Annotated in this window: 19 protein-coding genes; 7 read left to right on the forward strand and 12 right to left on the reverse strand. The window is 47.4% G+C overall.

What is annotated here, in order from left to right; genetic code table 11:
* The first annotated feature begins 325 nt into the window (after positions 1-325).
* Positions 326-3,205, forward strand: a complete 2,880-nt coding sequence (locus CYJ37_RS15585; protein ID WP_101550539.1) for a transglycosylase domain-containing protein — start codon at positions 326-328, stop codon at positions 3,203-3,205.
* 40 nt (positions 3,206-3,245) lie between these two features.
* Here CYJ37_RS15585 and acsA read toward each other — a convergent pair whose 3' ends face one another.
* Entirely contained in the window at positions 3,246-4,964 is a 1,719-nt protein-coding gene (gene acsA, locus CYJ37_RS15590) for an acetate--CoA ligase (protein ID WP_009795357.1), read from the reverse strand.
* Positions 4,965-5,212: 248 nt separating this feature from the next.
* Here acsA and CYJ37_RS15595 point away from each other — a divergent pair, with 248 nt between their 5' ends.
* The 4 genes from CYJ37_RS15595 (at position 5,213) to CYJ37_RS15610 (ending at position 8,267) form a co-directional block, all read left to right on the forward strand.
* Positions 5,213-5,845, forward strand: coding sequence for a GNAT family N-acetyltransferase (locus CYJ37_RS15595; protein ID WP_094766884.1), 633 nt, complete (start codon positions 5,213-5,215; stop codon positions 5,843-5,845).
* A gap of 36 nt (positions 5,846-5,881) precedes the next feature.
* Positions 5,882-6,529, forward strand: a complete 648-nt coding sequence (locus CYJ37_RS15600) for an acetoin utilization AcuB family protein (protein WP_009795359.1) — start codon at positions 5,882-5,884, stop codon at positions 6,527-6,529.
* Positions 6,526-7,698, forward strand: coding sequence for an acetoin utilization protein AcuC (locus tag CYJ37_RS15605; protein ID WP_009795360.1), 1,173 nt, complete (start codon positions 6,526-6,528; stop codon positions 7,696-7,698). The genes CYJ37_RS15600 and CYJ37_RS15605 overlap by 4 nt, the downstream gene beginning before the upstream one ends.
* A gap of 104 nt (positions 7,699-7,802) precedes the next feature.
* Entirely contained in the window at positions 7,803-8,267 is a 465-nt protein-coding gene (locus tag CYJ37_RS15610) for a hypothetical protein (protein WP_022544284.1), read from the forward strand.
* 58 nt (positions 8,268-8,325) lie between these two features.
* Here the strand turns inward: CYJ37_RS15610 and motS are convergent, their stop codons facing one another.
* The 4 genes from motS to CYJ37_RS15630 form a co-directional block, all read right to left on the reverse strand.
* Positions 8,326-9,066, reverse strand: a complete 741-nt coding sequence (gene motS, locus CYJ37_RS15615; RefSeq protein WP_101550541.1) for a flagellar motor protein MotS — start codon at positions 9,064-9,066, stop codon at positions 8,326-8,328.
* Entirely contained in the window at positions 9,056-9,874 is an 819-nt protein-coding gene (motP, locus tag CYJ37_RS15620) for a flagellar motor protein MotP (protein ID WP_094766882.1), read from the reverse strand. Before motP ends, motS begins: the two co-directional genes overlap by 11 nt.
* Before the next feature lie 106 nt (positions 9,875-9,980).
* Positions 9,981-10,979 (reverse strand): catabolite control protein A, encoded by a 999-nt coding sequence (ccpA, locus tag CYJ37_RS15625; RefSeq protein ID WP_009795364.1) that lies wholly within the window; start codon positions 10,977-10,979, stop codon positions 9,981-9,983.
* A gap of 543 nt (positions 10,980-11,522) precedes the next feature.
* Entirely contained in the window at positions 11,523-12,599 is a 1,077-nt protein-coding gene (locus CYJ37_RS15630; RefSeq protein WP_035403260.1) for a bifunctional 3-deoxy-7-phosphoheptulonate synthase/chorismate mutase, read from the reverse strand.
* A gap of 245 nt (positions 12,600-12,844) precedes the next feature.
* Between CYJ37_RS15630 and CYJ37_RS15635 the strand changes: the two genes are divergently transcribed.
* Positions 12,845-15,004 (forward strand): cell division protein FtsA, encoded by a 2,160-nt coding sequence (locus CYJ37_RS15635; protein WP_101550543.1) that lies wholly within the window; start codon positions 12,845-12,847, stop codon positions 15,002-15,004.
* Between the two features lie 40 nt (positions 15,005-15,044).
* Here CYJ37_RS15635 and ytxJ read toward each other — a convergent pair whose 3' ends face one another.
* The 3 genes from ytxJ to CYJ37_RS15650 all read right to left on the reverse strand — a co-directional run bounded on the left by ytxJ (position 15,045) and on the right by CYJ37_RS15650 (position 16,479).
* Positions 15,045-15,374 (reverse strand): bacillithiol system redox-active protein YtxJ, encoded by a 330-nt coding sequence (ytxJ, locus tag CYJ37_RS15640; protein WP_009795368.1) that lies wholly within the window; start codon positions 15,372-15,374, stop codon positions 15,045-15,047.
* Between the two features lie 66 nt (positions 15,375-15,440).
* Positions 15,441-15,941 (reverse strand): YtxH domain-containing protein, encoded by a 501-nt coding sequence (locus CYJ37_RS15645; protein ID WP_101550545.1) that lies wholly within the window; start codon positions 15,939-15,941, stop codon positions 15,441-15,443.
* A 22-nt stretch (positions 15,942-15,963) separates the two neighbouring features.
* Positions 15,964-16,479, reverse strand: a complete 516-nt coding sequence (locus tag CYJ37_RS15650) for a DUF948 domain-containing protein (RefSeq protein WP_022544286.1) — start codon at positions 16,477-16,479, stop codon at positions 15,964-15,966.
* 418 nt (positions 16,480-16,897) lie between these two features.
* On the opposite strand from CYJ37_RS15650, the gene CYJ37_RS15655 reads away from it, so the two are divergent.
* A complete protein-coding gene (locus CYJ37_RS15655; RefSeq protein WP_101550547.1) occupies positions 16,898-18,013 on the forward strand; it encodes an aminopeptidase in 1,116 nt (371 codons plus the stop codon).
* 325 nt (positions 18,014-18,338) lie between these two features.
* Here CYJ37_RS15655 and murC read toward each other — a convergent pair whose 3' ends face one another.
* From murC to CYJ37_RS27790, 4 genes are all read right to left on the reverse strand, one after another.
* Complete coding sequence (gene murC, locus CYJ37_RS15660; RefSeq protein WP_009795373.1) at positions 18,339-19,634, reverse strand: UDP-N-acetylmuramate--L-alanine ligase; 1,296 nt, start codon at positions 19,632-19,634, stop codon at positions 18,339-18,341.
* A 234-nt stretch (positions 19,635-19,868) separates the two neighbouring features.
* The gene (locus tag CYJ37_RS15665; RefSeq protein ID WP_009795374.1) at positions 19,869-20,504 is read right to left on the reverse strand and encodes a hypothetical protein; all 636 of its coding nucleotides are present in this window, start codon (positions 20,502-20,504) and stop codon (positions 19,869-19,871) included.
* Positions 20,505-20,544: 40 nt separating this feature from the next.
* The gene (locus CYJ37_RS15670) at positions 20,545-21,645 is read right to left on the reverse strand and encodes a nicotinate phosphoribosyltransferase (RefSeq protein WP_009795375.1); all 1,101 of its coding nucleotides are present in this window, start codon (positions 21,643-21,645) and stop codon (positions 20,545-20,547) included.
* A gap of 79 nt (positions 21,646-21,724) precedes the next feature.
* Complete coding sequence (locus CYJ37_RS27790; protein ID WP_257964238.1) at positions 21,725-25,045, reverse strand: DNA translocase FtsK; 3,321 nt, start codon at positions 25,043-25,045, stop codon at positions 21,725-21,727.
* Between the last annotated feature and the right edge of the window lie 264 nt (positions 25,046-25,309).

A 25,309-nucleotide genomic window follows, 5' to 3' on the forward strand; every position in this document is an offset into this window, starting at 1 on the left:
TTTAACCTTCTGGCCTGATTGGCTTATGACTCGAGGGGCTAACCCCCTAACCAGGGCACCCTGAACTGCAGATATTTGCGAGTTTTCAACTATATTTGCGGGTTTTTCAATATATTTGCGACATTTCTGATATATTTGCGAGTCTCACCATATATTTGCGAGTTTCCCCATATATTTGCGACCTCCTTTTAAGAAGCCTCCCTCCATATTAAAAAACTTACAAATCTGCCGCCTGATAAAAAAGGAAATTTCAGAAAAATGTCAGTGCTTGTCAAATGGCGCCTGGGTTTGTGCTATAATGTATGTGGTTTTGGGGGTTTATAAAATGAAGGGGGAAAAACATAATTTGAACAATAAATTCAGGTCCTGGCTAAGCCTTTTTACAAATAAAAAGACAGTAAAAGGCGCTTCTATTACCTATCAAGTCGTGTGGAATTTAACTCTTCTGTTCATTATACTCGTTGTTCTCGGAGGAGCTTTTGCAGGAGGAGTGGGTGCCGGGTATTTTGCCTCCCTGGTGAAAGATGAGCCGATCCGTTCCTATGAGAGCATGAAGAAAGATATATACAATTATGAAGAAACATCAGAGCTTTATTTTGCCGATAATGTCTACCTCGGAAAGCTCCGCACAGACCTTGAACGGGAGGAAGTAAAGCTTGAGGATGTATCAGAATATCTGAAGGACGCAGTCATTGCGACAGAGGATGAATATTTTTATGAGCATGATGGTGTTGTGCCAAAAGCAATTCTGCGCGCACTCTACCAGGAAGTATCAAACAGCGCTGTACAAAGCGGCGGAAGCACCCTGACACAGCAGCTGATCAAGAATCAGATTCTGACAAATGAAGTGTCATTCGAGAGGAAGGCAAAAGAAATCCTGCTCGCGCTCCGGCTCGAAAAATTCTTTGATAAAAAAGAAATCCTTGAAGCCTACCTGAATGTGTCAACATTCGGGCGCAATTCATCCGGCCGGAATATCGGCGGCGTACAGGCAGCAGCAAAGGGAATCTTCGGGGTTCCTGCCAAAGACCTGAATATTGCCCAGTCCGCTTTTATCGCCGGTCTTCCGCAGAGCCCTTTCGGATATACCCCTTTTACAAACAAAGGGACCGTCAAAGAGGATCTGGAACCTGGATTGTCAAGAATGAAGACCGTTCTGAAACGGATGTATGACGACGGAAAGATTTCCGATAAAGAATATCAGGAAGCTCTTGCTTATGATATTACCAAAGATTTCGTTCCTGCAGGCTCAAGTGCGGTAGAAAAATATCCTTGGGTCACATTTGAAATTGAGGAGCGTGCAGCCGAAGTCATGTCCAAGGTGCTGGCTGAAAAAGACGGCGCAATGGAGCAGTACAACAGTGACGAAGAAACCAAGCAGCGATACCTCGCTCTGGCTGATAAGAATCTGCGCCAAAACGGCTACAAGATCCATTCAACCATCAATAAGGAAATCTACGATAGAATGCAGCAGGTAAAAAATCAGTATCAGCATTACGGTCCTGATAAAGCCCAGAAGATGACTGATCCAGATACCGGAGAAGAGGTAAGCATCATGGAACCGGTCGAGGTCGGTGCTGTCCTCATCGAGAATTCTACCGGAAAGATCATCAGCTTTGTGGGCGGCCGTGACTATAAGAAAGAAAAGCTGAATCACGCCACACATGCTGTCAGGCAGAACGGCTCTACCATGAAGCCGCTTCTGGTTTACGCACCTGCCATTGAGCTTGGCAAGGCATCTCCGGGCACCATCCTGCCGGATGTTCCGCTGAGGCTTGATCCCAGCCTGAACAGGCCATGGCCAAGTAACTATGATAAGCGTTACTCTGGACTCGTAACAGCAAGGTATGCCCTCGAAAAATCTTATAATGTGCCAGCTGTCAAGCTATACAAGGATATTCTCGGCCAAAGGCCTGCAGAATATCTGAAAAAGATGGGCTTCACCTCATTGATTGAAACGGATTATACAAACCCTTCAACGGCTATCGGATCTCTTGGGAACGGCGTGACAGTTGAAGAGAACACCAATGCATTCGGGACCTTTGCCAACAGCGGCAAATTTGTCGATGCCTATATTATTGACAAAATCACTGACAGGGATGGAAATATCGTTTATCAGCATAAACCTGAGCCTGTTGAGGTCTTCAGTCCGCAAACGGCATATCTTACTTACGATATGATGCGGGATGTTATCAACAGCGGTACAGCTACCTCTTTAAAAAACAGGCTGAAATTCAGTTCAGACTGGGCCGGGAAGACCGGTACAGGAAACCAGTACCATGATGCATGGTTTGTAGCGACAAACCCGAATGTTTCTTTCGGCATCTGGACAGGATATGACACGCCCAAGTCATTAAAAACAGGCGGCATGAGCTACAGCATGAGGAATATTTATCTTTGGGCAGATTTGATGAATGCAGCCTACGATGTTGCCCCGGATCTCGTTGATCCGAGCGAAAGCATCAAGATGCCAGGCGGGATTGTCAGAAGATCCTTCTGCGGTGTATCCGGCCTTCTCCCATCAGAAGCCTGCTCACAGGCCGGCCTGGTGGAGACAGACCTGTTTAACAGCAAGTATGTGCCGACCAAAACGGATGACAGCCTTGTGAATGGTAAATTCGTCCGCATTGGCGACAGAAAATATCTGGCGCTTGATTCAACGCCAGCCGAATTTGCTGAATCAGGGCTTATCCTTAACCCTGATTATATTGAAAAGCTATTTGGCGTGAATGTGGATCCTGGCCAGCTGATCCCGCAGAAGGACAGATGGTCTAAAGTTCTCGTTCCCCAGGATAAAATCGAGGATAACGGCAAAACACCTTCCGCTCCATCAATCAAAGCTTCAGGAAGCTCCATTGTATGGGGGCAGCATCCTGAATCAGATGTGATCGGCTACAGGGTCTACAGCGGCGGAGCCAAAGTCGGCAGCGTGAGAGCTGGCTCTGGCCTTTCATTCAGCGGCGGCAATGGTTCCTATTATGTCACGGCCGTCGATATTGCCGGCAGGGAATCAGGTGCATCAAACACGATTCAGATCGGCCAGGCCGCTCCGCCGGTGACGGATAAGCCGAAGGAAACGAAGCCGTCCGATCCTCCTGGAAATAAACCAGAGGAAAAGCCGGAAGACAAACCGGATGAAGAAAAGCCTGCTGAAAATGAACCAAACCCAGATGATGGAGGTCAGGATGAAAGCGGCAGTGAATAATATAACAAAGGGAGAAGCCAATATGGCTTCTCCCTTTGTGTTAATCTTCCATTGTCGATAAATCGCCTGTAGGCAGATCCAGTTCCCATGCTTTAAGGACCCGGCGCATGATTTTTCCGCTCCGTGTTTTTGGAAGCTTGTCGCGGAATTCGATTTCGCGGGGCGCTGCATGAGCGGCCAGGCCTTTTTTGACAAACTGGCGGATATCTTCAATCAATTCGTCAGACGCTTCATAGCCATCTCTCAGTGCAATGAAGGCCTTGATGATTTCCCCGCGGACAGGGTCCGGTTTGCCAATGACCCCAGCTTCAGCGACAGCCGGGTGTTCAACAAGCTTGCTCTCTACTTCGAATGGCCCTACCCGCTCTCCGGAGGTCATGATGACATCATCAATTCGACCCTGGAACCAGAAATAGCCGTCTTCATCCATATAAGCTGAGTCACCGGAAACATACCAGTCTCCAGGCATGAAATAGGATTGATATTTCGGTTCGTTATTCCAGATCGTCTGCATCATGGACGGCCAGCCTTTTTTGATGGCCAGATTCCCCATCCTGTGAGGCGGAAGGATATTTCCCTGATCATCCACAATGGCGGCTTCTACGCCTGGTATCGGCTTGCCCATGGATCCCGGCTTGATCTCCATGCAAGGATAATTACAGATCAGCTGTGCACCGGTTTCAGTCATCCACCATGTATCATGGATCCTCAAATGGAAGACCTTCATTCCCCATCTGACAACTTCAGGATTCAGAGGCTCCCCGACACTTAAAATATGGCGCAGGCTGCCCAGGTCGAAGTTCTTCACCACTTCGTCTCCTGCACCCATCAGCATACGGAAGGCTGTTGGCGCACTGTACCAGACCGTCACTCCATATTCCTCGATCATTTTATACCATGTTTCAGGATTGAATCGCCCGCCGACAATAACATTCGACGCACCAGAAAGCCATGGAGCAAAGATTCCATAGGAAGTCCCTGTCACCCATCCAGGATCAGCCGTACACCAGTAGACATCCTCTTCCTGCAGATCCAGCACCCATTTGGCTGTCTGGTAATGCTGGATCATAGCGTTATGTACATGCAGGACTCCTTTTGGCTTCCCTGTGGAGCCGGAGGTATAATGAAGGATCAGCCCATCTGTGCGTTCCACCCACTCTATCCCCAGCTTTGTGCCGGCCTCGGCGAATCTTTTATTAAAGTCGATAAACGGGCCATCTTCTTCTATTCCATCCCCAACCAGGAATACAGTCTTCAAATCTGGAAGCTCATCCACCGGCACCCGGCCAAGCAGCTCTGGCGTTGTGACCAGAACTTTCGCCCCCGAGTCTTCAAGGCGGTCGCGGACAGCCCCCTCCATGAACGCTTCAAATAAAGGCCCTACAATCGCCCCCAGTTTAATAGCTCCAAGGACAGAGAAATACAATTCAGGCGAACGCGGCATAAAAATAAAGACGCGGTCCCCTTTTTCCACATCACCATAATTTTTTAAAACATTGCCGGCCTTGTTGGAAAGATCCTTCATTTCCTTGAAGGTATACTTCTCTTTTCTTTGGCCGTCCCGGTAATATAATGCCACTTTGTTTTTCCGGAAAGATTCTGCATGTCGGTCTATGGCTTCATAAGCCATATTGACTTTCCCGGTCTCGCTCCACGAAAACTCTTTTTCCGCTTCCTTCCAGTCAAATTGACTGTACAGTTCGTCATAGTTTGCCAGATTGAAATTCCCCTGGACTGCTGGCAGCGCTTCCACTTTCATTTGCATGCTCCCCCTTTTACAATGTTTGTCATTATTATAGTACAAAACATTTCTTTTCTCAATTTTTAAAATATTGCAAGCGATTGCGGTTAGCCGATTTAATACTTTTGTCATACAGGAAATATACGAAACTTCAAGATTAAATATTTGCAATTTATTGATAAAATAGTTTGGAAGCGCTTTTACCGCTGTTTTTTATGTATAATAGGAGTACAACTGAAATGCAATGATTTTTTGGTGGTGAATCGATGGAACATACAATGACTTATAATGCGAAAGAATTGAAGACAGTTAAAGGGAGCCTGATCATCGAGGGTCCAGTCCCGTCAGAAAAATTGGCACAGTATGAGTTTCACGAGGACCTGGTCGCATTCCGCCCTCCGCAGCAGCAGCATAAGGCCCTGATTGAAATCGCGTCCCTTCCGGAAGGCAGGATCATCATCGCCCGGGACGGGATGACGATTGTCGGCTATGTGACCTATCTGTACCCCGATCCCCTCGAAAGATGGTCGGAAGGCAATATGAAAAACCTGATAGAGCTGGGAGCCATTGAGGTGATCCCGAAGTTCAGGGGTGCAGGCACAGGAAAAAGCCTTTTGCAGGTATCCATGATGGATGATTATATGGAAAATTATATTATCATAACGACAGAATATTACTGGCATTGGGACCTTAAAGGGACAGGATTGAATGTGTGGGAATATCGCAAGGTAATGGAAAAAATGATGAATGCAGGCGGGCTCGAATGGTATGCCACGGATGATCCTGAAATCAGTTCCCATCCGGCCAACTGCCTGATGGCAAGGATCGGCAAAAGGGTGGACCCTGAATCCATCCAGAGATTTGACCAGCTCCGCTTTATGAACCGATTTATGTACTAGCCTTTTCTATTTCTCTAGTTAAGGGGGAAAATCTCCATGATTGTAGAAGACATAATGAAAGTCGATGTTGCCGCACTCTCTCCTGACCATTCTATTGCAGAAGCCCTCAGGCTTATGAATGACAGGAAAATCCGCCATCTTCCGATCATAGATTCGGAGCGCCGGTTAGTCGGCATCATTTCTGACAGGGATATCCGCGATGCGGCTCCTTCCATTTTCCAGCTGGATGCCGACAGGAGCGAGCTGGGCAAGCCGCTGAAGGCAATCATGAAAACAGATATCATCACCGGCCATCCGCTTGATTTTGCGGAGGAAATTGCAGCAGTGCTATATGAACATAATATTGGCTGCGTCCCAATCGTGAAGGAAGGGACACTGGTCGGTATTGTAACGGAAACGGATCTGCTTTATACCCTGGTGGAGCTGACAGGCGCCAACCAGCCAGGTTCCCAAATAGAAGTGAGGGTTCCGAACAGGGCCGGCGTTCTGTCAGACCTGACAGAGGTTTTCAAAGATCGCAAGGTCAATATCCAAAGTGTCCTCGTCTACCCTGACAAGCAGGATGAACAATTTAAAATCATTGTGCTCCGGGTCAGGACCATGAATCCGCAAACCTTGATATCAGACCTGAAAAAGGCCGGGCATCATGTGCTGTGGCCGAATGGCCAGGGGATGCTGCCATGACCCGCGACAGCATTTTTATTTTTTCAGAGGAGCTGCTGAACTATAAGTTCAATCCCCAGCATCCTTTTAACCAGCTGAGATTAAAACTTACACTTGATCTTCTTCAGCAGGCCGGAGCAATTGATGCCGGCAGCATCATTCCGCCCAGACCTGCTTCCGATGAGGAAATATGCCTTATCCATGATCCCAATTATGTACAGGCGGTGAAGCTGGCAGGCCAGGGCAAGCTTCCGGCAGAAATGGCCGAAAGCTATGGAATTGGTACAGAGGATACTCCGATATTTGCTGATATGCATGAAGCAAGCTCCCTGCTTGTCGGGGGAAGCCTGACTGCGGCAGATTATGTAATGGAGGGCAAAGCGCAGCATGCCCTCCATCTCGGCGGAGGCCTTCACCACGGTTTCCGCGGCAAAGCTTCGGGATTCTGCATTTATAATGACAGCTCTGTTGCCATAAAATATCTTCAGGAAAAATATAAAGCCCGTGTCCTGTATATCGACACTGATGCACACCACGGTGACGGTGTTCAATGGGCGTTTTATGATGATCCTGATGTGTGCACCCTGTCTATCCATGAAACAGGCCGCTATCTTTTTCCAGGGACCGGCAATGTCAATGAAAGAGGGCAGGGGAAAGGGTATGGCTATTCTTTTAATATCCCGGTGGACGCTTTTACGGAAGATGAATCATGGCTTCAGGCTTACCGCGATTCAGTAAGAGAGATCGCCGACTTTTTCCGCCCTGACGTCATTGTGACACAGAATGGCGCCGATTCTCATTATTTGGATCCGCTTACACATTTATCTGCGACCATGAAAATCTATCGTGAAATTCCTAAGCTGGCCCATGAAATAGCCCACCAATATTGTGATGGAAGATGGATTGCCGTCGGCGGAGGCGGCTATGATATCTGGCGGGTTGTGCCAAGGGCCTGGGCCCTGATCTGGATGGAGATGACGGGAAACTCCAATTGCTATGGGAGATTGCCGGAGGGATGGATTAAGACTTGGAAAGATCAGGCTCCGGTAGAGCTGCCGGAAGAGTGGGATGATCCTGACAATCTGTATCCGCCCATCCCGCGAAAACCTGAAATAACTGAGAAAAATGCCAATACAGCAGCCAAGGCTCTGTATCCTATCCGGAATAAGACACATTCTGAATCCCTCTAGTCTTTCCGGCAAAAAATCCTGCAAGCCATGCCCTTTGTCCAAGCTCATCCTTTCAGTTTGCATACAATATGCTGCGATGCTTTCTATGAAAGGAGATATGCAAATTGGGGAAAATGAGGACTCTCTCCACAGGTGTCCTGCGCAAAGAGCCAGGGACAGTGGCTGCGGTTATCAATCTGGCCAATACAGGGCAAAGCGGGCAGGAAGTGACTGTGGAAGTATGGAACTGGTCGTCCTATTCAAAACCGGCAAAGCTTCCCGTCCTGATTGGGAAGAATAATGCGGTGATGTTCCCGCATAAGCTGGAATCTGAGAAGCTGGCGGTCATGTATACAAATCTTGCTGGTGTACTATTCTATGAAATCCGGATTATCGGCGGCGATGAAGTTATAGCGAATTGCTTTGGCAGGAATGCCAGCCTTGCTGCCCAGGAAGGAAACACAGTTCTTCACCAGCAGCTTACGCCAATAGGCGGGAATGATGATGGCAAATTTGAGTTCAATTTAGAATCCTTGCCCTGGCCATGGCTGCTCTCGGAGTTTGGAAAGAACTTTCTGGACAAGAAATAACAAATGGAATAGAAAAAAGGCTGTTTCTCAAGAAAGAGATACAGCCTTTTTCCTATTCCTATGAATCTGTATTTTCCTCATAGCGGGGATCTGAAATGATAACTTCAACACGCCGGTTCTTTTCAAGATTTTCCGCCGAATCATTCGGGACGAGCGGCCGGGTGTCTCCGTAGCCAACAGCAATAAAGCGTTTGCTGTCAACGCCTGTGCCTGCCAGATACCTGATGACACTGCTTGCCCGCGCGGCAGAAAGCTCCCAATTTGACGGATATCGGTAGGTGGCAATCGGCCTGTTGTCCGTGTGCCCCTCTACCTTGACTAAGTTCGGCATACCGGCAAGCAGTGACCCCACCTTATCCAGAAACCCGCTGTTCCTGTCGATGATTTCAGCTTCACCTGATTCAAACAGCACCTGCTCTTGAAGGACCAGCACCACACCTCGCTCTGTCCGGTTGGCCACAATAACATCCTCAAGGCCGTTCTTTTCAAGATAGCCTTCCACTTCCTGCAGAAGGTTCTCCAGTCTCTCCTCTTCCTGCCTGTCCGAATCCGGCCCCTGGTTCACAACATTCTTGTCATTTTCCGAAGGATTTTCAAATGGAATGATTGAAGGATAAAAATCCATGAACTGCTTGTCCTGGAACGATTCAGAAACGGCCTTGAATTTGACAATATCAATCTGCGACATAGAAAATAACAAAATGAAGAATACGAGGATAAGAGTGACAAGATCAGAAAATGTCACCATCCACTTTGGCGCACCCTTCGGCTCTGTTCTCGGTCGTCTGTTAATCGCCATATTCTAGGCCCTCCGCTGATGCTTGAGCCTCATACTTCTCTTTTCTTTCCTGGGCAGAAAGGAAAGCGCCCAGCTTTTCTTCCAGCAGCCTCGGGTTCTGCCCTGCCTGTACACCGAGAACGCCTTCAATGACAATTTGCTTCAGAAATACTTCCTTCTCAGTTTTCAGCAGAAGCTTGGCTGCCATCGGCAAAAAAACAAGATTGGCCAACAGCGAACCATATAAGGTCGTGAGGAGGGCAATTGCCATGTTCGGCCCAAGGCTTGCAGGATCATTCAGATTCTTCAGCATCAGTACAAGCCCGATGAGAGTCCCGATCATCCCCCAGGCAGGAGCATATTCTCCCGCTTTTTCAAGGATGCTCCTGCCCTTCCGGTGCCTTTCCTCCATGGCCGCAATCTCGGCATTCATAATATCATTGATCACATCCGGCTCGAGCCCGTCGACCGCCAGCAGGACACCCTTCCTGATAAAAGGATCTTCCATCTGTTCTATCTCGGTTTCAAGGGACAGCAGTCCTTCCCGGCGAGCCTTGTCCGATAGCTTGACAAATACATCGATGATCTCGGCCAAATTCTTTTCATCATTTGAAAAAGATTGGCGGACCACTGTAAAGGAATGCTTGATGTCCCTCAATGGAAAGCTGACCAGCAGGCCGGAAATCAGTCCGCCAAGGACAATCAGCATAGAAGCGGGATCCACAAAAGACAGGAAGCCGCTGAAGCCCCCGTTTGTCATAATTCCAAAAACCAGCATTGCAAAACCGATAAACAAGCCAATCGGTGTAAGAGTATCGAGCTTTCTCATAATTCCTCTCCCTGGTTAGCTTATAATCCAATAACACCTGAGAGCAGAATCCCCTGATCCTGGCATGAAGGATTCTGCCCGCTCTCTTTTTATATCGGCATTATTATTATTTTGTTGAGTCTCGATATTCAATCCGGTGAGGCAGGACGACAATGTTTTCCGTTACTTTCTCTTTGTTCATATATTTGGTCAGGAGGCGCATGGCAACCGCCCCGATATCATAAAGCGGCTGGACGACGCTCGTAAGCTGCGGCCTTACCATCAAAGCAAGGCGTGTGTTGTCTGAGCTGATGACTTCAACGTCGTTAGGTACAGAAAAGCCTTTGTCCTCTGCACCATGGACAACACCCAGGGCCATTTCATCAGACCCGGCAAAGATGGCTGTCGGCTTTACAGATGCCTCCATTAGCTTTTCAAACGCTTCGATTCCGGAATCATACGTATAATCTCCTTCTGCAACCAGCTCTTCCCTATATTCAATGCCTGCTTCACTGAGTGCCCTTTTGTAGCCGGCAAGCTTTTTCGCTTCATTGATCGGTTCATGCAGCGGCCCGATGGCAATGCCGATCTCCTTATGGCCTTTTTCAATGAAAGTCTGTACCGCATCATAAGCGGCCTGCTCGTAATTGATATTAACAGAAGGAATTTTCTCTGATTCCTCAATGGAACCGGCCAGAACGATCGGTACTGGGGATTTTTCGAACTCATCCACATGTTCAGCTGTAATATTTCCGCCCATGAATACGATCCCGTCCACTTGCTTGCCCAGCATAGTATTCAGCAGGTGAAGCTCTTTATCTTTATTCTGGTCAGAATTGCTCAGGATAATATTGTACTTATACATCGTTGCAATATCCTCGATGCCCCTTGCCAGCTCTGCAAAGAAGGTGCTGGAAATATCCGGGATGATGACGCCTACAGTGGTCGTTTTCTTGCTGGCAAGTCCCCTGGCAACGGCATTTGGACGGTATCCAAGCCTCTCGATGACCTCAAGCACTTTTTTCCTTGTTGCAGGTTTTACGTTCGGGTTTCCGTTTACTACACGGGAAACCGTTGCCATTGAAACATTTGCTTCACGGGCAACATCATAGATTGTTACATTCATTTAAAACACTCCTTTTTCACTTGAACATTCCTCTTTTACCACACTGTCTTAGCCAGTATCCTTTGCCAATCAGCTTTATTAATAAAAGGCTTTGTTAAACATTGCTGTTAAATTTTAGGATCATTTCAACTGTGCTGAAATCGTGTGAAACAAAGTTTCGCACGCATGAGCCCGAAATCAACAAGGTACACTAACACAGCCTAATAAAAAGAAAAATATAAATTGATTTGGCCATGCATTTTTTAAGTTCATTACTTATGTTGTCCTGATATCCCAAACAGTAACGCAATTTTCCTGTTTGTGAATAACTAAACTTGTCTAATTATGTCTTTAATCATACGACAGACAGGCGTTTGCCGCAATGTAAAGCCCTTTTATTTTACAAAAAAGCGGGGATTTATTCAAAGACATCACTCCGTAAATGCCAAAACCTCTTTATATTTAATGCAAATGACCTTCCCATCAAAGCAAAGGGCTCTCCTGAAAAAATCAGAAGAGCCCTTTTTATATAGCCGGCAAAGGAATATCCCTGTATGCTCTGCCTTATACTTTTACAAAGGAAGAAGCCTTAAGCTGTGCCATGAAATCGTCAAACTGATTCAGGTCCATCTGCTGTGCTGAATCCGAGAGAGCAACCGCAGGATCAGGGTGGACTTCGGCCATCACGCCGTCTGCACCGATTGCCAGTGCTGCTTTGGCAGTTGGAAGAAGCAAATCCCTTCTTCCGGTAGAGTGGGTGACATCGACCATAACAGGAAGATGCGTTTCCTGCTTCAGGATTGGAACGGCAGAAATATCAAGCGTATTGCGTGTTGCACGTTCGTATGTGCGGATGCCCCTCTCGCAGAGGATGATCTGCCCATTGCCCTGAGCCATGATATATTCAGCGGCATTGATGAATTCTTCAATGGTAGCCGCAAGGCCCCTCTTAAGCAATACCGGTTTATTGGCTGCACCCGCTGCTTTCAGGAGCTCGAAGTTCTGCATATTCCTTGCACCGATCTGAATGACATCCAGGTATTCTGAAGCTGTTTCAATATCAGCAGGATTGACTATTTCACTGATAACAGCAAGGTCATATTCATCTGCGACTCTCTTCAGGATTTTCAGGCCTTCAAGTCCCAGCCCCTGGAAATCATAAGGAGAGGTTCTAGGCTTATAGGCACCGCCGCGGAGAAGCTTCATGCCCTTGGCCTTTACTGCTGCCGCAACTGTAGCCACTTGTTCATAGGACTCGACAGCACATGGACCAAAGACAAAATGCGGGTTGCCGTCGCCGATTTTTTCGCCTCTTAAATCGACAATGGTATTTTCCGGCTTTTTCTTCCGGGAAACAAGGAGCGCTTTGCGGTGGTCATCTTTCTGCAGTTCAAGCCCTGCCTTAAAGATTTCCTTGAACAGGTGCTCGATCGTTGAGTTTTCAAACGGCCCCTCGTTATGTTCTTTAATGGAATCCAGCATTTTTCTTTCACGGACAGGATCATAGCGGTTAACACCCTGAGTTTCCTTAACCCTTCCAATTTCCTGAACAAGGCTTGCCCTCTCGCTGATCAATGATAACAGCTGAAGATTGATTTCCTCTACTCGTTCGCGCAGCTGATCTAATTCTTTATTGCTCATCATGTCCCGTCCCTTCTCTTTGGCTGAACCGAAGTATTGCGCCCTAAATTAGCATCCGCAACGGTTCTTCTTTATCGGCCTGTTAAAATATGATACATTTTTTATAATTAGGGATTATTATATATGAATTAACTGCCAATGTCACGTATTTTTTCTTTATTAATTAAACGCTTTTAAGCATTAAAGAAATTTACCTATGCAGATAGGCTTAAGTTTCCTCTATCCTGTAAAAGAAGGTGCATCCCTTGCTTAAAAATAAAATATTCGCCCTTGATATCGGCACCCGTTCAGTGGTCGGAATCATCCTGGAAGAACAGGACGGGCAGTTCAAAGTAATAGATATCCACACGAAAGAACATAAAGAACGAGCCATGCTTGATGGACAGATCCACGACGTCATCTCTGTATCCAAAATCATCGCTGAGATTAAGGAAGACCTTGAAGCAGCCCATGGCCCCTTAAAAAAGGTCTGCGTCGCAGCTGCCGGAAGGGCCCTCAAAACTAAAAGGGCCCAGGCATCCGTCAATATCACCGGCAAGCCAATAATCCAGAAGGATGATATCCTCCATCTTGAGCTGAGCGCGGTTCAGCAGGCGCAGGCAGAAGTAGCGGAAGAGCAGAAGTCGGATAAAAGCCATTATTATTATTGTGTCGGATACTCTGTGCTGCATTACAGGCTGGATGGTGAAGAAATTGGCAATCTCATTGACCAGCAGGGAGAAGAAGCTTCAGTCGATATTATTGCAACATTCCTTCCCAGAGTGGTCGTTGAGTCGCTGATTTCTGCCCTCCACCGTGCCGGCCTTGAAATGCAGGCTCTTACACTCGAGCCTATTGCCGCCATCAATGTCCTCATACCGCCGTCCATGAGGAGGCTGAACGTTGCGCTTGTCGACATTGGGGCTGGTACTTCTGATATTGCCCTTACAGATTCCGGAACCGTTATTGCATATGGTATGGTCCCTGTTGCCGGGGATGAGATCACTGAGTCACTCAGCGATCAGCTTCTTCTCGATTTCCCTTTGGCTGAAGAAGCAAAACGGAAACTGCTTGATCACAATACGATTAAAACGACAGATATTCTCGGCTTTGAAACAGACTGGGACAGTGAAGATATTATTTCACAAATTGAACCGGCAATCGAAAAGCTTGCAGATTCGATTTGTAATGAAATTCTGCAGCTCAATAATCATAAATCTCCCAAGGCCGTCATGCTTGTGGGGGGCGGGAGCCTTACGCCGCGCCTGCCCCAAATGGTTGCAGCCCGCCTGGAACTCCCGGAGAACCGGGTTGCCATCAGGGGGATTGATGCAGTCGCTTCCCTGGCCTTCGCCGACCATATATTAAAAGGCCCTGATCTTGTTACGCCGGTTGGGATAGCGATAGCGGCCTTGCAGTCTCCTGTCCAATACAGGACCGTTTATGTAAATGATCTGCCTGTCCGCCTTTTTGAAGTGAAAAAATTGACTGTGGGCGACTGCCTCCTTGCTGCCGGGATCAAAATGAGCAAGCTTTATGGAAAGCCCGGCATGGCCAAGATTATATCCTTGAACGGCCTAAGCATCACGATACCTGGAGAGCACGGCAATCCGCCTGTTCTGCTGCAAAATGGCTCTGCCTGTTCTTTGGATGACGGAGTCAAGGATGGAGATATGCTGACAGTTGCCAGGGGCGCTGACGGAAGAGCATCTTTTCTTAAAATTAAGGACCTGGTCGATACCATTCCGGATAAAAACCTGATCGTCAATGGGAAGGACTATAGTGTCAAAGCAATCATTTCCAAAAACGGTATAGCAGCGTCTTCGGAAGATTCTGTGGAGGACCGCGATAAAATTGAGTGCAGAAGTGCTGACAGCATTGAATCGGTCTTAAAGACTCTTAACCTGGGGGACTTATTAAAAAGCATAAAGCCCTTCCATCTGAGGATTAACGGAAAAGAAACATACATTCCCTCTCTTTCTGGAAGGCTGACCCGAAATGGGATTGATGCCAAACCTTCAAGCGGCTGTGAAGATGGGGATGTGATTGAAGCCGCGGGAAAACACCAGGCGACAGTGGCCGAGCTGGCTGAAAAGAAGCAGCTGACACTTACGCGGACATTGCCTGTATTCTTTAACGGCGAGCGCATTACCCTGACAAGGGATGCAGCCGAGGTTTGGCGCGAAGATGTGAAGCTGAAAGCTGAGAGTATAATCAGGAGCGGGGATTCAATCCAGATCAGGAACCTCCCTGAAGAACCTTTTATTTTCCAGGATCTTTTCACCTATGTTGAAGTAAAGCCGCCCGCTCATGCAGCCGGCAGCTTTGAACTAATGAGGAATGGAAGGAAATGCTCCTTCCATGAACCGGTAAATGCTGGGGACACCCTCCATATCCACTGGCCTGAGCACATTAAAGTAAAATAAATTAAAAAGGCCGTCCCTTTACCGGAACGGCCTTTTGGTGTCAGCTGTTTTCACTTACAGCCTTCGCCAGTGAGTCTTCTGTTATTTTCCAGTGTGATGCATGCCATACAACATCTTTGTTCAAGAAAAGAATCGCCTGAGGGGATTCATGCTTAATATGATATTCCTCAGCCACATGATTGGAGACAGGGCGGGCATCCTGTACAGTTAAAAAATAGGCAGGAACGCTGCTGTTAGAAGACGTGAAGCTTTCATACTCTTCATAAGCCGCCTGGCTTACAGGGCAGGTGGTGCTGTGCTTCAGTAGAAATGCCGGGCTCTTTTCTTCTAAAATGCTATTAAATTCTTCGATTGAATGTATTTGTTTCATCTTATTTCCTCCTGAAATAAAGAATGCGGCAGAGTCATTTTAACACTCCACCGCCTGATTTCCTAATTATCGGTATTTCATTTCTGTTTCATCAAAAGCGTTCTTTGTTTCCTCCAGCTTCTGCTGTATGCTTTCCCCATCCTCTTCTGAAAGCATTGCAGCTGAGCCGGAAGGCACTGTTTCAGTGAACGCCTCCTCTTCTTCGCTGGAATCCTCAGATTGGCTGCCGGCCTTTCCTGACATGCCCTTTACCTTTTCAACCAGGCCTGAAGACTGCTTTGAAACGCTCTGAGTAAGTGTGCTGGTCTTTTCTTTGGCTGCTGATGCCAATTCAGAACCTTTTGTCATAGCTGTCTCTTTAAGATGGCCAGTTTTCTCCTTCAGCACCGCAGCCTGCTCATTCAGGTCTGTCCTCAGCTCTTTCCCTGTCTTAGGGGCAAGGAATAATGCTGCCGCAGCACCCACCATTCCGCCGACCAGGGCACCAATCAGAAAATCCTTGGAATTAATATTATCTTCCTGCCTTGTCTCGTTTGCCTGCGTAGTCATTCTTTCATTGTAAGCCATGTGGGATCCTCCTACACTTCCTTTAATATTTTGCTCTTTCTCTTTCCCGGGCTCTCACAGCCGCTCTTTCTACTGCTCTTTCTGCGGGCGGTATATCCTCAATATGGTTCTGGAGCGGAGAAGACTGCTGTTTGCGAATCTTCCACTTATCTTTCAGCTCAAGGAATACATTGCTCCATTGAACCACCTGGGAGATTTTATCCTTATTCTGTTCAACCTGCGTATTGACCGATGAAGAAATGGATTGAATCGTCCCATTGAACTTTCTGACAGAATCTCCGACATCCCTCACCGCATTGACCACTCCATTAAGGCTTTCCGACTTCTGCTGAATGTCGCTCGCAAGGGCATTCGTCTTATGAAGCAGAACAGTGGTCTCACGGGTTACACCGTCCAGCTGCTGTTCAAGCCCATCTAAGGTAGTTGACACACTATCCAATGTTGTCGCCAGGGATTTCAATGTTCGGGATAGGAAAATGACGAGCACTAAAAAGGCTACTGCTATTAAAGCCACGCTCAAATATAGAATAATTTCCAAAAGAAGCACCTCCATGATTGTTATATATTTATTCTATTACCCGGGGATAGGCACCCTAAACCAGGGCCGTCCTTGTAAGTAATTCCATCAGCCGGCCTGAATCTCCTGCTTTTTGCGGCATTTAGCATTATAATTGCAGGCTGTGTTAAACATTGCGGCTGATATTGGGGATCATTCAGCCAGATGTTCTTCATGGCTAAAAGGCGCTTGTAAAACAGATGAGTTTCACAATGAGCCAAAAATCAGCATGAACTAATAAAGCTGATTGCAGATTGACTATGTACGAAAATATTATATCCATCACCATGGAGCTTTTGCAAATCCCCACAGGCACAACTGCCAGTATAATCATTTAAAGCAGAAAAAAGCTTTTTCGGGTACAATAATAGCTGTACGAAGAAATGAAGGAGGAATCAGGATGAAAGATCCCCGGATTCAAACATTGGCAAAAAATTTAATTAATTATTCAGTGCGCCTTCAAAAAGGTGAGAAAGTTTTAATTGAAAACTTTGGACTTCAGCGCGAACTGGTTACTGCACTTGTCGCTGAAGCCTATGCAGCGGGCGGCTTCCCGTTCGTGCTGCTGAAGGACCAGCAGGTCGACAGGGCGCTCCTGCTCGGCGCGCAGGATGAGCAGTTCGATATGATGGCTGACTTTGAAGCAAACGTGATGGGCAAGATGGATGCTTATATTGGCCTTAGATCTGGAGATAACATCAATGAACATGCCGATGTGCCGGATGATAAAATGAAAATCCACGGCAGCACGATCGGTAAGAAAGTCCACAGGGAAATCCGCGTGCCAAAAACAAAATGGGTTGTACTGAGATATCCTAACTCCTCAATGGCACAGCTTGCGAAAATGAGCACAGAGGCGTTCGAGGATTTCTATTTTAATGTCTGCAATCTGGATTACGGCAAGATGGACAAAGCGATGGACAGCCTTGTGGAGCTTATGGACAAAACAGACAAAGTAAGGCTGACAGGCCCCGGGACAGATTTGACCTTCTCCATTAAGGATATTCCGGCAATCAAATGCTCTGGACAGATGAATATTCCTGACGGCGAAGTCTATACGGCTCCTGTGAAAGATTCTGTTAACGGCGTGATTACATATAATACTCCATCTCCTTATCACGGATTTACTTTTGAGAATGTCAAGCTTACCTTTAAGGATGGAAAGATTGTTGAGGCGTCAGCAAATGATACAGACAGAATCAACAAGATCTTTGATACAGATGAAGGCGCCCGCTATATCGGGGAATTCGCCATCGGCGTGAACCCTTATATCCTCCATCCGATGCAGGACATTCTTTTCGATGAGAAAATTGATGGCAGTTTCCACTTCACGCCAGGGCAATGCTATGATGAAGCCTACAATGGCAATTCATCCAATATCCACTGGGATATGGTCAATATCCAGCGTCCGGACTATGGCGGAGGGGAAATCTACTTTGACGATGTCCTGATCCGGAAGGATGGAAGATTCGTCATCCCTGAACTCGATGCGCTGAACCCTGAAAATCTTAAATAAACAGGAATAAAAGCGCAAGCTCCTTGATCACCTTAAGAAACGCAGACTAAGAACGCCACGTCCTGTGGCAACGTCTGCATGACTCCCATGCTGGAGCCCTCAAGACGAACCTCCCGGAAACCTTTTTGGGAGGTTTGGCTAGTGACCTGGGCGCAGCTGCTGGACGTGGATCAAGAATTGAAAATTATACACAAGTCTTACAATTTATAAATTCCTTAACAGCAAAAAAGGATGCAGCATGAGCCTGCATCCTTTTTCTTATGTAGCCAAAAGGCCTTTCCGGAGAGCGCCAGGAGACAGCCTGCCCAACGCTTCTGCACGGAACTTATAAAGTGCCCTCATATGCTTCCTGGAATTTCTGGATGTCTCCCGCTCCCATAAAGAGGATGACACTGTTTTCGTGCTGTTTCAGCGCACTTGTATCTTCTTCTTTCATGATTTCCGAGCTTGGGATCCTGTCCTGAAGATCTGTAATGGTCAGCTTTCCATGGTTCTCCCTGGCTGAACCGAAAATATCGCAAAGATAAACTTTATCAGCTTTATTAAGGCTTTCGGCAAAGTCATCCAGGAATGTCTGTGTCCGGGTAAAGGTATGAGGCTGGAATACAGCCACTATTTCTTTTTCCGGATATTTCTGCCTGGCTGCCTCGACCGTCGCGCGAATCTCCGTCGGGTGATGAGCATAGTCGTCAATGATAACCTGGCTTGCCACTTTCTTCTCCGAAAATCTTCTTTTCACTCCCTCAAATGTCAGCAGGAGATCTTTGACGATTTCAGAATCAATTTCCTCATAATGGCAAAGTGCAATAACGGCCAATGAATTCAGTACGTTATGGTCGCCGAACTGAGGGATTGAGAAAGTATCATAAAAGGTGTTGCGCACAAAAACATCAAAGGTTGTTCCTTCCGTGCTCTTGATGACATTTCGTGCCTGGAAGTCATTTTCCTCCCCAAATCCGTAAAACAAGACAGGAACTTTTGCCTGGATCTTTTGCAGCTGCTCATCATCGCCGCATGCAAAAATACCCTTATTCACCTGCCATGACATCTCCTGGAATGCAGAGAACACATCATCAATATTGGCGAAATAATCAGGGTGGTCAAAATCTATATTCGTCATGATTGCATAATCAGGGAAATATGAAAGAAAATGCCTTCTATATTCGCAAGCTTCAAAAACGAAATATTCAGCATCGGCATCCCCTCTGCCCGTTCCGTCCCCAATAAGGAAAGAAGTCGGTTTTGCTCCCTTCATAACATGGGCCAGCAGCCCTGTAGTGGAGGTCTTGCCATGCGCCCCAGTAACAGCTACACTGGTGAACTTCTTCATAAAGTCCCCAAGGAAGCGGTGGTAGCGGACGATCGGAAGGCCCAGCTTCATGGCTTCCTGAATTTCTTCATGCGTATCCGGGTACGCATTGCCTGCTATAACGGTCATTCCAGGCTGTATGTTTTCCTTTTGGAAAGGAAGGATCTTTATTCCTGACTGTTCAAGCGAAATCTGTGTAAAAAAACGCTTTTCTACATCAGATCCCTGAACATGATAATTCATATCATGAAGGACTTGAGCCAAGGCGCTCATTCCAGACCCTTTTATACCTACAAAATGGTAAATAGTCATATAAAGAACCTCCAACTGTCGTCTATCTGTAACACAGTATATGATATCTGACTATAAATTGCTCATATATTCATTACGGACAAAAGTTTCCTGCATAAGCAGATTAAAGTATTATATCATCTTTCAAGCACAAAAACTATGTAGCACAACACTCCGGCTGGCGGCAGGGGCGGCCTGAACGGGGTTCGGCCGGGATCGCATGGCTAAAATTGGCAAAAATCAGCGTGAATAGACTCACATATCACCAATGAACAGGAAGGCCACGGCAGTCTTTTTTAGAAAAGGCCTATAGGCCATACCTTCCCGAACAGCCTCATTGTAACTCTCCACAACAGCGTCTGTATTGTCCATTGGAAAAGCAGGGCCAAAACAGAAGGTCCGGGAGAAAACGGGTATGCACCTGATGAAATAGGAGCGCCCCTCCTCAAGGCTGATGCTTTCCGCGGCTTTCAGCTGAAGCTTTTCCCCGGTCAGAATATCATAGGCAGCAAGTATTTCTCCTTCTGCCCTTTCAATCTTTACAGGCTGGAGGACAGAGCTGAGGAAAAGCGCTCCCTGAATGAGATCTGCCTCGGCTAATTGGCCGGTATTCCGGCGGAGGAAAAGGTTAAACATCGTAAAGCCCCTGATGCTTATATAATCGAATAAGAACCAGTCCTCAAACACTTCTTCCTGTTCACTGCTGAATGGGATTCCGCCCGGCAGGCCGGCTGCTTCCCGGAAAATATGGCGGGCACGGACCTTTTCTCTTATGTTCGCATTCACCGCAAAATCCTTCTGTGCTTTCCGGTAAAGGGCCAGCGCGTTCTCTTCACCCTTAGCCTGCTTCTGTTTGCGGTAGGCTTCCAAGTCTTTAATTGTATTCTCCATATCCGGGTGCTCCCTCCAATTCCCCAGGGCCGAAAATGAATTAAAACTCTACTTTTTCCAGCCGCGGATTCGGCCTGTAGCGCCTTCCTGCTTTTGCAGCATGCTTACCATTGATCAGAACATTATCTCCGGTGAAGCCGATATTGATCTTCAGCAGGCTGTTGCCTATGCCGTAAGTATCGACTGGCACACCGTTTTCTTCAAATTCCTGGATTCTCATTTCATTAAAGCCGCCGCTGACAACAATTTTCACATGATTATACCCTTCGTCATCCAGCGCCTTCCTTAATGCAAAAATCAGCTCCGCATTAACGCCCCGTGGATCAAAGGTCCCGAGAAGATGCTGATTCCTCAGGAAATATTGGTCGATCATTGTCCTGGAGGTATCAACACGGACACCCTTCAGCTCATCGCCGAATTCCCTCGCAACTTTCAGGGAATCTGTTATAGCATCATTATTATAATCAACAAGCGCAATCAGGGCATCCTCAGGGTATGTCTCCTGATATGCCTTGGTTGCTGCCACCAGGTCCCCGTCAAACATCTGGATAAGGGCATGCGGCATTGTTCCCATCCCCTGCTTGCCCCACCATTCGTTCATGGCATGGGTAGCCTGGGCAGTCGCTCCGCCTATATGGGCGGCATAGCCGTCTCCGGCCTGGGTGATATAATGGTCATCCCGGTCACCCATGAAGATGACCTGTTTTTGCCTGCCTGACGTTCCTGCTGCCTTGACCGTGTTATACACATTAGTGGCAACTGACGTTCTCCTCGCAAGGATGCCGTCAATGATCCCCTCAAGATAGCCGAAGCTCTGATAGGGCCCGGTAATCGTCATGACCGTTTCGAATGGGCTGATTTTATCTCCATCTTTCAAAGAAAAGATTTCCAGCTCATCCGGATTTTCGGCGAATGTATGGATCAATGCAATCACTTCATCGGTCCCGCAAAGGACAGCATGATTTTTCTGGAAGAATTGCATGGTCACGATATTGTCTTTGTGATATTTCTTGACAATCTCCCGTGTCTTTAAGAAATAGACAGCTGAAAACCAGCCGTCTCTTACTCTTTCATCAAATTTAAAGGTCTTATTTGTAAGCCGCTTGATCTTGCCTTGAATCTTTAGCTCAATTTCTTTCATCCTAAAGCTCCTCATACCAAATCAGTTATAACTACCGTTATTTTAGTATTCTTTACATGCATGTAAAGAATACCACGTATTATAGCATTGTACTAGTGTCTTGCATGGCCTCGAGGTCTGTTTCCGTGATCAGCACATCACGCGGCTTGCTTCCTTTTGCCTCAGAGATATAGCCGCAGTCCTCCATCATGCCGATCAGCCTTGCAGCACGGTTATAGCCGATCTTAAAGCGCCTCTGGACACTTGATGTCGATGCGCTGCCCTGATCGACAACATACTCGCACGCCTCATAGAAAAGCTCATCTTCCTCCTCGGTTGCCTGTGCTTTTTTCAGGAGCTCTTCCTGTTCAAATAAATAATCCGGCTTGCGCTGGCTCCTCGCATGGGCGACGACTTCATCAATTTCTGCATCGGAAACATAAGTTCCCTGAAGCCTGACCGGCTTGGATGAGCCATTTTCCAGGAAGAGCATATCCCCTCTGCCCAAGAGCTTTTCGGCACCGCTGATGTCGATGATGGTTCGTGAATCGACCTGGGAGGATACAGAGAATGCCACCCTTGTCGGGACATTGGCTTTAATCAGGCCAGTGATGACATCGACAGACGGCCTTTGTGTGGCGATGATCAAATGAATGCCGCATGCCCTCGCCTTTTGGGCGATCCGGCAGATTGCTTCCTCAACATCTGCCGGGGACATCATCATCAGGTCAGCAAGCTCATCAATGACAATGACAATGAACGGAAGCTTGTCAGAATAGCGTTTATGCTGTTCAGCCAGCTGATTGAAACGGTTGATATCCCTGACACCTGCGTGTGCAAACAGCTCATAGCGCCGCTCCATCTCTTCCACCGCCCATTTCAGTGCTGCAGTGGCGGCCTTCACATCTGTAATGACCGGGCTGACAAGATGAGGTATCTGGTTGTATGGAGCAAGCTCGACCATTTTCGGATCGATCAGCAGAAGCTTCAGCTCATCAGGCGATGCTTTATAAAGAAGGCTGACAAGGATTGAGTTGATGCAGACGCTTTTTCCGGATCCGGTTGCACCGGCAATCAGTCCGTGAGGCATCTTCCGCAGATCAGTGACGATCGGGCTTCCCGAGATGTCCAGCCCAAGGACTGCAGTCAGCGGCGATTCTCCGTCCCTGAACACAGGCGTATTGATGATCTCGCTGATCAATACCGGCCTGCTCTTCTGGTTCGGTACCTCAATTCCGATGGTATGCTTGCCCGGGATCGGCGCTTCCATACGGATATCCCTGGCGGCCAGGCTGAGCTTAATATCATCAGTCAGGTTCGTGATTTTATTTACTTTAACTCCGGGCTCCGGCTGAACCTCAAATCGGGTAACAGAAGGCCCCTGGGTTACATTAACAACCTTTGCCCTGACATTGAAATTCTTCAGTGTCAGATTAAGGAACTCTTCCTGCTCCAGCAGCCACTCCTCATTGTCCTCAGGAATGACTGGAGGGGCAAGCAGGCTTTTTGCCGGAAATTCATAGGCCTTGTATTTCGGATCTTCTGCCGGCTGGCCATACTGATGGAATCCGTCCAGTTCCTGTCGCGTCCCTGCTTGTGTCTGTTCAGCTGGCTCTTCAGCCTGCTGATGGAATTGTGCTGGTTCTGCCGCTGCTGCAGTTTCATTTGGCTGTGGAGCATAATTATAATCAGAAGCGAGGGCATTATCCTCGCCGCGTCCCTGTACATTTGTATTTGCAGGCGCTTCATTCCCGATAACTTCAGCTGAGACAGCCGGCGGCGTTGCTTCTTCTGTATTTTCCCGGGTGACAGGCATTTGCTTCACAGCGGTATTTTGTTCTTTTTTCTTCTGCTCTGCAATCCTTCTGTCCTGCTTCAGCATAATCACATTGAAAGGCAGCGGTGATCTTGGCTTCGGCTTCGGCTCTTCTTCTGCGCGGGGAGGAATGTCCTCACGGGTTTCCCCGGCCCTTCCCTCTACAGTTTCCGGCTCCGCCTCATCCAGCAGCAGGGCAGACGCTGCTTCATGCTGGCCGGTTATCTGAGTACACTGTTCACCTTTGACAGATCCTGCCTGGAGTTCAGCATTTTTTTCAGCATGGTCTCCGGATAGGACTGCTGCTTCTGTTTCTTTATCAATTTCATTCTTATCCGGCAAATCTGCAGGATCGTCCGCAGGTTCCGGCACTGCTTCAAAATTAAGTGGATCCGGCCCGGTTCCCGACGGGTTATATGGGATATCCTTGTTATATTCTTCAGTATCTATTCTATTTGGCTCAGCGTCTTCATGCAGGATTGTATCGCTGCTGTTAACCAGCGCTTCACCTGCATTTTCATCTTCCGCCTCATCGGGCTCAAAGTCTAATTTGGTGGCCGGGGCAGTACTATATCCGGCCTCAGGAGTGCTGCTGTCCATTACTTCAGGGTTACTGCTGGTGATCCCTTCAGTCATGCCATCCAGCGGCGGGGTACCGTCAAAAGGTTTGATGCTGCTGTCAGCTTCAATTCTGCCGGCCGGCAGCTCTGCATATGAATCGCCACTTTCAAGCACCTCCCTCTCCTGCCCTGCTTCTGTTGTCACGACAAGTTCGTCTTCGTCCGCTTTTGCAGAAAAAGCTTTTTCAGCAGCTGGATTGGAGAGGCCGCCCGTATAGGTGTCAGCATCCGTTACTTTAGCAGGACTCTCTTCTGCACTGCCTGGCACGGCAGAGGCTTCTTCGTATCCTACCCTTAAATCAGGGCTGATGGTTCCTTTCAGGTCAGAGATGCCTTCCGGCTGTTCTCCAGGCACTGGCTCTGGCGGATTATTCACAGTATTGCTTTCTTTTTCCCGGCCTCCATCAAGGACCGTTTTCTTCAGAAAATCAATATCATCGAAAAGTGGCGCGTTTTTCACCTGGTCAAAGCTATTCATCTCATAGACTACTGATTCTTCCTTTTTCTTCGGCCGTTCGAACCCGTATATCGGGGAAGGAATTTCCGTTGGCCTGAAGGGGCGCCGGTGGCGGTTGTCTATCGGCGGCTCGCTCTTGCTTTTTTGGGAAGGCTTCGAATAAGATTCATGCTGCTCCGGCTGCCGTTTATTTCTTTTTTCTTGACTATCATTCAGCGGGCCGGCCTTTCCCCGCCCATGCTTCCAGGTTTCTGCCGCCGGCTGCTCCCTTTGGCTTCTTCGCGGATTATGTCCAGGATTTTCCGGCTTTTCTCTGGGTCTCCTTTCCTTTACCGGTGAGCCTTCATCAGGAATAAGCGGAAATCTGAACTGACCCTTAGGGTACTGGTAGAGGATCCTGGCCTCCATCTCACGTCCGTCTCTGTCTTTTTTCGGTTTTGCCGGTTCTATGTACGGCTGCTCTTCTTCTGTTTCTTTATACTCGTCTTCATTATTAAACACTCGGAATAGTTTTTTTATCCAACTCAATATCAATCACTCTTTCTTAAAGGCTGTTTAGGCAAAGCTGTCGGTGTATGGGGATGCTCAAATTTCTGGTACAAAAGCAGAATAACCCTTAAGATTCTATGAAAAGGGCAGCTTATTCTTCCTACCCTTTTATTTTATCAGCTATTCATAAAAATTCGAGTTAAAAAGAGAGAATGAGCCTTTTTATAGGCTTTATGGGTAAAATTGCCACAGTTTCCCTCATCATGCTTATACTTTTGGCATAACCAGTTTAACATCGGGTTT

This window comes from Bacillus sp. UMB0728, from assembly GCF_002858875.1.
Classification (GTDB): Bacteria; Bacillota; Bacilli; order Bacillales; family Cytobacillaceae; genus Bacillus_AB; species Bacillus_AB infantis.